The organism is Klebsiella sp. RIT-PI-d, from assembly GCF_001187865.1.
GTDB lineage: Bacteria > Pseudomonadota > Gammaproteobacteria > Enterobacterales > Enterobacteriaceae > Superficieibacter.
On the sequence record NZ_LGIT01000009.1, the window covers coordinates 1,203,377 to 1,215,711 of the forward strand.

The window sequence follows — 12,335 nt, forward strand, 5'->3', positions numbered from 1 at the left end:
GGTTGCACCAGTATTAATACGCGGTCGGGCAAATCTTTACTTTATGACCGGATAAATTGAGATCTGCGTCACAAATTAGTTGTATTTGCGTCAGGGATAGCTTTAACATCGTCTTCTCTTCTTATGTACAACCAACCCAGACTAACGCTATGACGACGAATACTGTTTCACGCAAAATCGCGTGGCTTCGTGTGGTCACGCTTGCCATCGCAGCGTTCATTTTTAATACCACTGAATTCGCGCCGGTAGGTCTGCTGTCCGATATCGCGACAAGCTTTGGCATGGAGACGGCGCAGGTCGGCATCATGCTAACCATCTATGCCTGGGTGGTCGCCCTGATGTCCCTGCCCTTTATGCTGCTAACCAGCCAAATGGAACGCCGCAAACTGCTGATTGGGCTGTTTGTGGTGTTTATCGCCAGTCACGTACTGTCATTTCTGGCATGGAATTTCACCGTCCTGATAATAAGCCGTATAGGTATTGCGTTTGCGCACGCCATATTCTGGTCGATTACCGCCTCACTGGCGATTCGCCTCGCCCCGGCGGGAAAACGTGCCCAGGCGTTGAGTTTGATCGCCACCGGCACTGCGCTGGCAATGGTGCTGGGAATACCGATCGGCCGTATTGTGGGTCAGTACTTTGGCTGGCGTACTACCTTTTTTGTCATCGGCGTGGGCGCGCTAATCACGCTACTGTGCCTGATTAAGTTGCTACCGAGACTTCCCAGCGAGCACTCTGGCTCACTCAGGAGTTTGCCGCTGCTGTTTCGTCGCCCGGCGCTGATGAGCATTTATGTGCTTACCGTCGTCGTGGTAACAGCACACTATACCGCCTACAGCTACATTGAACCGTTTGTGCAGAACGTTGCCGGGCTTAGCAGTACTTATGCCACCGTCCTGCTGCTGATCCTCGGCGGCTCCGGCATCCTCGGCAGCTTACTGTTTGGCAAACTGGGTAACCTGCACGCGTCGACCCTGATTGCAGGGGCAATAGGCCTGCTGGTGATATGTCTGCTGCTGCTGGTTCCGGCGGCACGCAATGAAAATCATCTTGCGGTTCTGAGCGTATTCTGGGGAGTGGCAATTATGATTATTGGCCTTGGCATGCAGGTGAAAGTTCTGGCGCTGGCCCCGGATGCGACCGACGTGGCGATGGCTCTGTTCTCAGGCATTTTTAATCTTGGTATCGGCGCGGGCGCGCTGGTGGGCAGCCAGGTGAGTACGCATGTGTCGATGGCCGCTATCGGCTATGCGGGTGCAATCCCGGCGCTGGCTGCGCTGATCTGGGCGGTGATTATTTTCCGTCGCTGGCCGGTGTCACTGGAAGAACAACCTCATTAGTATTTCCCCACTCAGGGCGGCTTTGCCGTCCTGAATTATCACTTGAACAAATAATTCCGCATTAATGTTGGCCAAAGCATTCCGGTCCCCCCGCCTTTTATCTCGCTCAATACCGCTCCAGATAAGCGCATAACTGTCCTTTTAGCAAATCGTGGCATAAGCTTATTCATTCAGTTGACTTATGTTTGCCTGGGCAATAATATCCCCCGCAACTAATATACTTGCCAGGGCAACCATTGTGAAAAGTTCAGGGGATCTGTTTAACGAAATCATTCCGCTCGGACGCTTGATCCACATGGTTAACCAGAAAAAAGACCGTCTGCTGAATGATTATCTCTCTCCGCAGGACATTACTGCCACCCAGTTCAAAGTGCTATGTTCTATTCGCTGCGAAGTGTGCGTAACGCCTGTTGAGCTAAAAAAAGTGCTGTCGGTCGATTTAGGTGCTCTGACCCGTATGCTCGACAGACTGGTCTGTAAAGGCTGGGTTGAGCGGCTGCCAAACCCCAATGATAAACGCGGTGTGCTGGTACGACTAACGCCGGAAGGTACGACCATTTGTGAGCAATGCCATCAACTTGTCGGGCAAGATCTGCATCAGGAACTAACAAAAAACTTAGCGGCAGACGAAGTGGCTACTCTTGAATACCTGCTCAAGAAAGTACTGCCGTAAACAGAAGAGGTAAGACGATGTCCAGACGTAATACTGACGCCATTACTATTCATAGCATCTTGAACTGGATAGAAGATAACCTGGAGTGCCCCTTGTCACTGGAAAAAGTGTCGGAGCGCTCGGGTTATTCAAAATGGCACCTGCAAAGAATGTTTAAAAAAGAGACCGGGCACTCGCTGGGCCAGTATATTCGCACCCGAAAGCTGACGGAAATCGCCCGCAAGCTGAAGCAGAGTAACGAGCCGATTTTGTATCTGGCTGAGCGCTATGGCTTTGAATCGCAGCAAACCCTGACGCGAACGTTCAAAAACTATTTCGACGTGCCGCCGCATAAGTACCGGATTATGGATATGCCCGGTGAAGCACGCTACCTGCAACCATTAAATCACTGTAATCATTAATCGCCTGTATTAAGACGTATCGAGGAAATCATGAAACTGCTCGTCTCCGCTACCCTTGCACTTGCTATGCTGACATCGGCTCAGAGCTTTGCGGAGCAATCACGTCATCCGGCTGAAAATGGCGCGCCTGCCGCGCTCATTGTACCTTCCGCCTCTGATGTTTCTCCCTTTGATTTTAATCATATGGGCAACGGAAGTGATAAGTCCGACGCACTGGGCGTAGCCTATTTCAATCAACACCGTCGGTGATGCTTTCGCCCCGCATTTGCGGGGCGGCGTTTATCCCCGCACCGCGTTGATCCTACCCACCCGCAAGCCGAAGATATTAATATAAAGTCCAGCCATAATGAGCGCTGCCCCGGCAAGCTGTAAAATGTTGAGTGTTTCACCCAGCAGCAGCGCAGCACTGGCCAGCCCCACCACCGGAACCAGCAAGGATAACGGAGCCACGCGCCAGGTTTCATACCGCCCCAACAACGTGCCCCAGATCCCGTAGCCTACGATAGTGGCAACAAATGCCAGATACACCAGCGACAGGATTGTGGTCACATCAATAGTTATCAGACTGTGGCGAATGGCCTGCGGACCGTCAAAAATCAGCGAGGCCAGTAAAAACGGCACTATCGGGATCAGCGCGCTCCAGACCACCAGCGACATGACCGGTGGACGATGATCAAGCTGCATGATCTTTTTATTAAAAATATTGCCGCACGCCCAGCTCAGCGCAGCCGCCAGCGTAAGCATAAATCCGGTCAGGGCTACATGTTGACCGTTCAGGCTGGATTCAATTAATACCAGCACCCCCACCACCGCCAGGGCGATCCCAGCCAGTTGCTTACCCTGTAAGCGCTCACCAAAGGCAAACGCCCCGAGAATAATGGTGAAAAAAGCCTGAGCCTGCAGAACCAGCGAGGCCAGGCCTGCCGGCATACCGAATTTTAACGCAGAAAACAGGAAAGCAAATTGCCCGAAGCTGATGGTCAGCGCGTAGCCCAGCAACAAGCGAAAAGGAACTTTGGGTCGTGCGACGAACAGCAAGGCGGGAAATGCCACCAGCAAAAATCGCAGGCCCGCCAGCAGCAGCGGTGGCATGTTGTGCAGCCCCATTTTGATGACCACGAAATTCAGCCCCCATACGACCACCACCAATAGCGCCAGCAGCCCATCTTTTCGCGTCATACCCTGCCTCTGTAATTGTTAGAATTTTGTGAACTTCACCACGTTAGCGGAAAAAAACCCGTTTTAATAGATCATTATTTCTGGTAGGGCAGTCTCCTCCCTTACCCCGCTATACATTGTTCTTATTGCGTGATATTCCTGATAAGACAAGAAAATGAAATATAGCCATATTTGGGCAGGAACATGATCACATCAACCAGGCGCTCTATTACCGCGCTGCTGGCATCGTCATTACTTTTAACTATTGGTCGCGGTGCAACACTTCCTTTTATGACTATTTATCTGACGCGCCGTTATGCGATGAGCGTCGAGATGATTGGTTATGCAATGACGATTGCATTGACTATCGGCGTGCTGTTCAGTCTCGGCTTCGGCATTATGGCAGACAGGTTTGATAAAAAGCGCTATATGCTGGTTTCAATCATGGTATTTATTTTTGGCTTTATTGCTATTCCGTCAGTCAATAATGTCATGCTGGTGGTGATCTTTTTCGCCATGATCAACTGTGCCTATTCCGTTTTCTCAACGGTGGTAAAAGCATGGTTTGCTGATGTGCTCTCTGCGACAGAAAAAGCGCGTATATTTTCGCTCAATTACAGCTTTCTTAATATTGGCTGGACGGTTGGCCCCCCGCTTGGCACGCTGCTGGTGATGTACAGCCTGAATTTGCCCTTCTGGCTGGCGGCGGTCTGTGCAGCATTTCCGCTGGTGTTTATTCAGCGCTATGTGCAGCGCATATCAGCAAGCACGTCCGTCGGCAAGCAGGTAGCCTGGTCGCCCTCGGTGCTATTGCAGGATAAAGCGCTATTCTGGTTTACGCTCTCGGGCTTTCTGGCGTCGTTTGTCGGCGGCTCTTTTGCGTCATGTATTTCGCAGTATGTACTGGCCGTGGCCGATACTCGTACTGCGCAACAGGTTGTTGCCGTGGTCCTGCCGGTCAACGCCGCGCTGGTTGTCATCCTGCAATATTTTATCGGTAGCCGATTAACCGCCTCTAACTTACGCCCGCTGATGGCTGCCGGTACTTTTTTCTTTGTGGCTGGTCTGGTCGGATTTATGTTTTCCGGCGTCAATCTGGTTATCTGGGGAATATCGGCCGCGGTGTTTACTATCGGGGAAATCATATTTGCCCCCGGTGAGTATATGCTAATCGATAATATTGCTCCGCCAGGGATGAAAGCCAGCTATTTCTCGGCTCAGGCGCTGGGATGGCTGGGTGCCGCCGCAAATCCGCTGGCGACTGGCGTAATATTAACGCACTTGCCGCACTGGTCACTGTTCGCAATTTTGATGGCAGCAATTGTCCTGGCGTGGTTAATGATCGTGCGCGGGATGCATTGCAAACCTCAGCACAATGCAGTGCAGCAAAACTGAAGTCTGCTTCGGGGATGCCTGAAGCTTTCGCCTCAGGCATACATTAAATAGCGACCATTGACCTGACCCCGTCGGCGTCCATATCCGCTCCCCGTCCCTGCTGAATAATGGCTCCGCGCGACATTAACAGGTAGCAGTCGGCCAGTTCGGCCGCAAAATCGTAAAACTGTTCGACCAGCAGGATTGCCATGTCGCCACGGTTCGCCAGCTGGCGGATCACCAGACCAATCTCTTTGATAACCGATGGCTGAATACCTTCAGTAGGCTCATCAAGGATCAACAGCGCAGGACGGCTGGCCAGCGCCCGGCCAATCGCCAGTTGCTGCTGCTGGCCGCCGGAGAGATCGCCGCCACGCCGGTGTTTCATCTGTTTTAGCACCGGGAAAAGCGCGTAAATATCATCGGGAACGCTACGCGCATCGCGAGCCGGGAAACGGGACAGCCCCATCAGTAAATTTTCTTCGACAGTCAGGCGCGCAAAGATCTCCCGCCCCTGCGGGACATAGGCTATTCCGGACTGCACGCGCTGATGAGGTTTACGCAGGGTAATCGGCCTGTCCTGCCACATCACCTCACCACTGCGCGCTGGAATAAGACCCATCAGGCATTTCAGCAGCGTGGTTTTACCGACCCCGTTTCGCCCCAGCAGGCAGGTGATTTCCCCGGGACGGGCCGTGAAGCTGACCCCGCGCAGAATATGACTCCCGCCATAGTACTGATGCAAATCGTTAACCTGTAACATCCTCGCTCCTTAGCGTCCAAGATAGACGTCAATGACCTGTTCATTTTGCTGAACTTCGCGTAGCGATCCCTCCGCCAGCACCTGTCCCTGATGCAGGACAGTAACCCGATCGGCAATGGTTTCAACAAAGCCCATGTCGTGCTCTACTACCATTAGCGAGTGTTTTCCGGCAAGCTGGCGAAAAAGCTCGGCGGTATAGGCGGTTTCCGCATCGGTCATGCCGGCGGCGGGCTCATCAAGCAATAACAAATGCGGCTCCTGTACCAGCAACATGCCGATTTCAAGAAACTGTTTTTGCCCGTGAGACAGTAGCCCGGCACGGGAATCCCGTGCGTTACTGAGCCGTAGCAGCAGTAAAATTTCGTCAATGCGATCCCGTTGCTCACCGCTCAGTCTTGCACGCAGCGTTGCCAGAACCGATTTATCGGTTTTCAACGCCAGCTCCAGATTTTCCGCCACGGTTAACGCTTCAAATACGGTCGGCTTCTGAAATTTGCGGCCAATTCCGCGCCGGGCGATGTCTATCGGTTCAAGGCGGGTTAGTTCCAGCGTCTGATCGTAAAGTGCTGACCCGCTTTGCGGCCGGGTTTTGCCGGTTATGACGTCCATCAGCGTCGTTTTTCCCGCGCCGTTAGGACCAATCACACAGCGTAATTCACCGACGCCAATATTCAGCGTCAGATTGGTTAAGGCCTGGAATCCGTCAAAATTGACGTTAATATTTTTCAGTTGCAGTACCGGGTCTGTCTGGGCGCGAAAGCGGTCGCCGGGAAGCTGCCTGGTGAAAAGTCCTTCGTCAGGTTGCATCACTTATCTCCTTTACGCAGCAGGCCGATGACGCCACGCGGTAAAAATAACGTCACCAGGATAAAGATCAGTCCAAGAAAGAGTTGCCAGTACTCTGGCATGGTGACGGTAAACAGGCTTTTGGCACCGTTGACTAATCCTGCGCCCAGTACCGGTCCTATCAGGGTTCCGCGCCCGCCAAGCGCCACCCAGATCGCCGCTTCGATGGAGTTTGTTGGTGACATTTCACCCGGATTAATGATACCAACCTGCGGAACATACAGGGCACCGGCAAGCCCACAGAGGACGGCTGAAAGCGTCCATACCAGCAGTTTAAAACCGCGTGGATCGTAGCCGCAGAAAATCAGTCGGTTTTCGGCGTCGCGTACCGCGGTTAATACCCGACCAAACTTACTCTTCGCCAGCGTGTAGCCGACCGATAACGCCAGCAACAACAGAATAACGGTGGCCAGAAAGAGTGTGATCCGCGTGGCGGTGGCGGTTACCGGAAAACCCAGAATGGTCGTAAAACCGGTGAACCCATTATTGCCGCCAAAGCCCGTTTCATTGCGAAAGAACAGCAACATACCGGCAAAGGTCAGGGCCTGAGTCATGATTGAAAAGTAAACGCCTTTAATTTTCGAGCGAAAAGCAAAATAACCAAAGATCAGCGCCAGAAGTCCGGGCACCAGGACAACCAGCATCATGGCCCAGGCAAAATGCTGCGTTCCCCACCAGAACCACGGCAGTTCACTCCATGACAGAAAAGACATAAACGCCGGTAGCCCGTCGCCTGCCGCCTGGCGCATGAGGTACATTCCCATGGCATAGCCTCCCAGCGCGAAGAATATACCGTGTCCCAGTGACAGCATTCCGGCATAGCCCCAGACCAGATCCAGCGCAACGGCGACCACCGCATAGCACAGAATTTTGCCTGCCAGCGTCAGGGTCCAGACTGAAATAGCCAGCGGATGTCCGGCAGGTAACAGCGCCAGAAATGGTAACATCAGCAGGGCCACAGTCAGAATGATGCCGACAATGCGGAACGTTAATGGCGCTTTCTGCGCCAGAGTAAGCGTTAAAGGCTGGCTCATCAGTCTGTGACCCTCCCTTTCAGGGCGAACAGCCCTTGCGGCCGTTTCTGAATAAATAAAATAATGACGATCAGGATCAGGATTTTCCCGAGCACTGCCCCCATTTGAGGTTCGAGAATTTTGTTAAAGATCCCAAGACCAAACGCGGCAGCAACGCTCCCGGCCAGCTGACCGACACCGCCCAGCACGACAACCAGAAATGAGTCGATAATATATCCCTGGCCCAGTTCAGGTCCGACGTTTCCCAGCTGGGACAGCGCAACGCCACCCAGGCCGGCAATCCCCGACCCCAGCCCAAAGGCCAGCATGTCAACACGTCCGGTCGGCACGCCGCAGCAGGCTGCCATCGCGCGATTTTGCGTCACCGCCCGCACATTCATTCCCAGCCGCGTTTTATTGAGGATAAGCCAGGTGAAAAACAGCACCAGCAGGACGAAGCCAAGCACTACGACGCGGTTCCACGGCAAAATAAGATTAGGTAGCGCCTGAATGCCGCCTGACAGCCACGCCGGGTTCGCCACTTCGACGTTTTGCGCACCAAAAAGCATTCGGACAATCTGAATCAGCATCAGGCTGATACCCCAGGTGGCCAGCAGCGTTTCCAGCGGACGACCATACAGATGGCGGATGATGGTGCGCTCCAGCAGCATCCCCATCCCGCCCGTTACAATGAAAGCGACCGGCAGAGCAAGCAGCGGGTAAAATGCCAGCCATTGAGGGGCCAGCTGCGCCATTACCTGTTGCACCATCCATGTGCTGTAGGCACCGAGCATCAGCATTTCGCCGTGCGCCATATTGATAACCCCGAGTAATCCGTAGGTGATCGCCAGCCCCAGCGCCGCCAGCAATAAAATCGATCCCAGAGAAAGGCCCATGAACGCCTGCCCCAGTACCTCACCGACGATCAGCCGCTGTTTGATCTGTTGTACGCTGGCCGCAGCAGCGGCACGTACGCCAGCATCAGGCTCAATGTTGCTATCCATTAACGGTAGTAATCGCGCCTGAGTTTCAGGCTCGGCTGCCTCGCCCAGTGCTTCTGCTGCACTACGACGTAGGGTGGCATCGTGACTTTGCAGTTGTAACCCGGCGATGGCCAGGGATAGCTGCTGCTTAACGTTGCGGTCAGTTTCCTGTGCCTGCCGCAGCCGAAGTATGGGAAGCGTTTCAGGCTGTGCCTCCCGGCGTAGCGTTTGGGCAGCGGTGACTCTTTCCGTGACGTTGTCACTTACCAGAAGATGCGTGGCCAGCGCGGTAGCGGCCAGGTTACGCAGCCGGTTAGTCAGCCGCACTTTTTTTAACGTTCCCTGTACGGTAGCGGTACCGTCCAGCGCCACCGGTTGATCCTGCCTGAGTATAAAGGCGCGATGCTGTACGTCAGCGCTGACATTTTCAGCCACCAGCGCACGCAGCAACGGCAGTCGCTGCGCCTGTGGCTCGACGGTCCATTTTTCCAGAAGCGTGGCCTGAGCGCTGCGACTGGCGGCAACAAAATCATCGGCATCCCCGGCCTGGACGCCGATGGGCAGCCATCCGGTCAGCAACAGTAAACAGCAAATAAGACGTATGACGTTCATAGCGCGTTCTCCAGAAACGAGCCCTCATCCGGAGGGCCGAAAATCATTGCCCGCCGGTTTTAACCGGGCTGTCGGATTTTTTATCGTTTCCAGCAATGAACGGGCTCCACGGCTCGGCGCGCACCGGGGCGTCGGTTTGCCATACCACGTTGAACTGACCGTTATTTTCAATTTCGCCAATCATGACCGGCTTGTGCAGGTGATGATTGGTTTTATCCATGGTGAGCGTAAAGCCTGACGGCGCGGCAAACGACTGTCCCGCCATGGCTGCACGGACTTTATCAACATCCGTGGTGCCGGCTTTCTCCACCGCCTGTGCCCACATATGCAGACCTACGTAAGTGGCTTCCATCGGATCGTTAGTAACAACGGAGTCAGCATTCGGTAATTTGCGCGCTTTGGCCCATGCCCGGTAGTCGGCAACAAATTTCTGATTCACCGGATTATCAACGGATTCAAAATAGTTCCAGGCGGCGAGATTGCCGACCAGCGGTTTAGTATCAATACCGCGCAGTTCTTCTTCCCCTACTGAGAAGGCAACAACCGGTACATCAGTCGCCTTCAGCCCCTGGTTTGCCAGCTCTTTATAAAACGGAACGTTGGAATCACCATTAATGGTCGAAACAACCGCTGTCTTGCCACCCGCGGAGAATTTTTTGATGTTAGCCACAATGGTTTGATAATCGCTATGGCCAAACGGGGTATAAACCTCTTCGATATTATTATCCTGCACCCCTTTTGAATGTAGAAACGCGCGCAAAATTTTATTGGTGGTTCGCGGATAGACATAATCTGTGCCGAGCAGGAAGAAACGTTTCGCGCTGCCACCGTCTTCACTCATCAGATATTCTACCGCCGGAATAGCCTGCTGGTTTGGTGCCGCACCGGTATAAAAGACGTTAGGCGACATCTCTTCACCCTCATATTGCACCGGGTAGAACAATAGGCCATTCAGTTCTTCAAATACCGGCAGTACCGATTTACGCGACACCGAGGTCCAGCAGCCAAAAACCACGGCGACCTCATCCTGAGACAGCAACTGCCGCGCTTTCTCAGCGAACAGCGGCCAGTTAGAGGCCGGGTCGACAACCACCGGCTCAAGTTTTTTCCCCAGTACGCCGCCCTTCGCATTGATCTCATCAATGGTCATGAGCGCAACGTCTTTCAGCGGCGTTTCCGAAATCGCCATAGTGCCCGAGAGCGAATGCATAATGCCGACTTTTATGGTGTCGGCAGCATAAACATGAAAAGACATTCCCATGCTGACAATGGAGGCCGAGAGCGCAAAAGCTTTTAACAGGGTACGACGTTGCATAATTCACTCCTGAATAATCAAATGACGAAGGTCGAAAACGCGGGTCAAGAGTGATAGAGCAAGAAAAGTGCCAGGTTGGCAGGGTAGCGAGGAAGGGTGATATCAGGGCAGGTATTGTTACAATCGTTACAGATAAAGCCTTATTGTGGTACAGGGCTGCATTATTACAGTGCAGCCCTGTACCGGACCGGTTACCAGACCTGAGCGGCGATATCGGTGACCAGGCGCACTTTATCCCACTGCTGCTGCTCCGTGAGGGCATTACCTTCTTCCGTTGAGGCGAAACCACACTGCGGACTCAGACAGATCTGCTTTAAATCAACATAGTGAGCCGCTTCCTGCAACCGCGCTTTGATGCCTTCCGGGTTTTCCAGCTCGCCATTTTTAGTGGTAATTAGCCCCAGCACCACCTGCTGGTGGCCAGGGCGGATAAAACGCAGCGGCGCAAAATCACCGGAACGATCGTTGTCATATTCGAGGAAAAAGGCGTCTACATTCACCGTGCCGAACAGGATCTCTGCCACCGGCTCGTAACCACCTTCGGAGATCCACGTTGAGCGGAAATTGCCGCGACACACGTGCAGGCTGACGATCAGATCGTCAGGCTTACCTTCCAGCGCAGTATTCAGTACGGAGGCATAAATTTTTGCCAGCTCATCAGGATCGTCGCCGCGCTCGCGCACCTGACGGCGCTGCTCGTCAGAGCAAAGATAAGCCCAGACGGTATCATCGAGCTGAAGATAGCGGCAGCCAGCGGCATAAAAGGCCTGAATAGCCTCACGCCAGGTGGTGGCTAAATCGGCAAAATAGTCACTGAGGTCGGGATAGACCGTAGCATCAATGTCTTTACGTCCACCGCGAAAATGCAGCACGCTGGGGGACGGAATAGTCATCTTCGGCTCGGCATTGCCGCTGATACTTTTCAGATAGCGGAAATCTTCGAGCATAGGGTGTTCACCGAAGCCAAGTTTCCCGGTGACGCGCACGCCGTGAGCTTTGGTTTGTACGCCGTTAAACTGAATACCCCGATCAGAATCATAGCGTTCCACGCCGTCTAAGCCGTCGAAGAAATCGAAGTGCCACCACGCGCGACGAAATTCACCGTCGGTTACTACATGCAAGCCACACTCGCATTGCTGTTGTACGACATGGCGGATGGCTTCATTTTCCACGTCACGAAGCTGCCGGGGCGTAATATCACCGCCCGCCAGTTGCAGACGGGCCTGTTTGATACTGTCAGGACGTAAAAAACTGCCGACGATGTCTGCGCGGTACGGACCGTGTTGGTATGACATATTTTCTCCTCATGCTGCTGGCAAATTCATTGCCAGCAGTGATAATTCAGCATTCGAACCATTGGACTTCTGGATGGCTACATGTCTAAAAGATGACACGGCGACAGGTTTATCGCAAAGGAGAAAATTTCACGGCACTTGAAAATAATTCATCTTAGCGGCTATGGGTTCCTTCGAATGCGAATCCTTCATCACTCCATCCTGTCATCCCCCCGAGCATAATTTTTACTGCCCTTCCGGCCTGAGCAATTTTCAACGCCGCTTTATCTGCGCCATTGCAGTGAGGCCCGGCGCAGTAAACCACTAACAGCATCTCTTCTGGCCACTGCGCCAGCGTCCCGGCATTGATCTGCCGATGAGGAAGATGGATCGCGCCGGGTACATGCTTTTCATTGAAGGCTGTGGGGTGTCCAATAACGTGCAGTAAAACAAAATCCTGCTGACCGTTGTTAATCGCGTCATGCACGTCAGAACAATCCGCTTCAACGGCCAGACGACGGGCGAAATGATGAATGGCTTCTTCTGGAAGCGCGGCAGGATAGTCAGTAACGTAACTCATGGC

Annotated in this window: 13 protein-coding genes; 5 read left to right on the forward strand and 8 right to left on the reverse strand. The window is 53.3% G+C overall.

Features of this window, described 5'->3' with window-relative positions; all coding sequences use genetic code 11:
• Positions 1-149: 149 nt before the first annotated feature.
• The 4 genes from AC791_RS12035 (at position 150) to marB (ending at position 2,663) form a co-directional block, all read left to right on the forward strand.
• The gene (locus AC791_RS12035) at positions 150-1,340 is read left to right on the forward strand and encodes a sugar transporter (RefSeq protein ID WP_049840669.1); all 1,191 of its coding nucleotides are present in this window, start codon (positions 150-152) and stop codon (positions 1,338-1,340) included.
• 238 nt (positions 1,341-1,578) lie between these two features.
• Positions 1,579-2,013 (forward strand): multiple antibiotic resistance transcriptional regulator MarR, encoded by a 435-nt coding sequence (marR, locus tag AC791_RS12040; protein ID WP_049840670.1) that lies wholly within the window; start codon positions 1,579-1,581, stop codon positions 2,011-2,013.
• Positions 2,014-2,030: 17 nt separating this feature from the next.
• Positions 2,031-2,414, forward strand: coding sequence for an MDR efflux pump AcrAB transcriptional activator MarA (marA, locus tag AC791_RS12045; protein WP_049840671.1), 384 nt, complete (start codon positions 2,031-2,033; stop codon positions 2,412-2,414).
• Positions 2,415-2,444: 30 nt separating this feature from the next.
• Entirely contained in the window at positions 2,445-2,663 is a 219-nt protein-coding gene (gene marB / locus AC791_RS12050; RefSeq protein WP_049840672.1) for a multiple antibiotic resistance protein MarB, read from the forward strand.
• Positions 2,664-2,693: 30 nt separating this feature from the next.
• Here marB and eamA read toward each other — a convergent pair whose 3' ends face one another.
• Entirely contained in the window at positions 2,694-3,593 is a 900-nt protein-coding gene (gene eamA / locus AC791_RS12055) for an O-acetylserine/cysteine exporter (RefSeq protein WP_049840673.1), read from the reverse strand.
• A 183-nt stretch (positions 3,594-3,776) separates the two neighbouring features.
• On the opposite strand from eamA, the gene ydeE reads away from it, so the two are divergent.
• On the forward strand, positions 3,777-4,967 hold the full coding sequence (gene ydeE / locus AC791_RS12060) for an efflux MFS transporter YdeE (RefSeq protein ID WP_049840674.1): 1,191 nt from the start codon (positions 3,777-3,779) through the stop codon (positions 4,965-4,967).
• 43 nt (positions 4,968-5,010) lie between these two features.
• On the opposite strand, the gene urtE is transcribed toward ydeE, so the two are convergent.
• The 7 genes from urtE to AC791_RS12095 form a co-directional block, all read right to left on the reverse strand.
• Complete coding sequence (gene urtE / locus AC791_RS12065) at positions 5,011-5,709, reverse strand: urea ABC transporter ATP-binding subunit UrtE (RefSeq protein WP_049840675.1); 699 nt, start codon at positions 5,707-5,709, stop codon at positions 5,011-5,013.
• A gap of 9 nt (positions 5,710-5,718) precedes the next feature.
• A complete protein-coding gene (urtD, locus tag AC791_RS12070) occupies positions 5,719-6,516 on the reverse strand; it encodes an urea ABC transporter ATP-binding protein UrtD (protein ID WP_049840676.1) in 798 nt (265 codons plus the stop codon).
• Positions 6,516-7,589 carry an urea ABC transporter permease subunit UrtC gene (urtC, locus tag AC791_RS12075; protein WP_049840677.1) on the reverse strand — a complete coding sequence of 358 codons (1,074 nt, stop codon included), beginning with the start codon at positions 7,587-7,589 and terminating at the stop codon, positions 6,516-6,518. The genes urtD and urtC overlap by 1 nt, the downstream gene beginning before the upstream one ends.
• Positions 7,589-9,163 carry an urea ABC transporter permease subunit UrtB gene (gene urtB, locus AC791_RS12080; protein ID WP_049840678.1) on the reverse strand — a complete coding sequence of 525 codons (1,575 nt, stop codon included), beginning with the start codon at positions 9,161-9,163 and terminating at the stop codon, positions 7,589-7,591. Before urtB ends, urtC begins: the two co-directional genes overlap by 1 nt.
• Positions 9,164-9,206: 43 nt before the next feature.
• Positions 9,207-10,478 (reverse strand): urea ABC transporter substrate-binding protein, encoded by a 1,272-nt coding sequence (urtA, locus tag AC791_RS12085; protein WP_049840679.1) that lies wholly within the window; start codon positions 10,476-10,478, stop codon positions 9,207-9,209.
• A 191-nt stretch (positions 10,479-10,669) separates the two neighbouring features.
• The gene (locus tag AC791_RS12090; protein WP_049840680.1) at positions 10,670-11,773 is read right to left on the reverse strand and encodes a cobalamin-independent methionine synthase II family protein; all 1,104 of its coding nucleotides are present in this window, start codon (positions 11,771-11,773) and stop codon (positions 10,670-10,672) included.
• A 154-nt stretch (positions 11,774-11,927) separates the two neighbouring features.
• Complete coding sequence (locus AC791_RS12095) at positions 11,928-12,332, reverse strand: rhodanese-like domain-containing protein (protein WP_049840681.1); 405 nt, start codon at positions 12,330-12,332, stop codon at positions 11,928-11,930.
• Positions 12,333-12,335 lie beyond the last annotated feature (3 nt).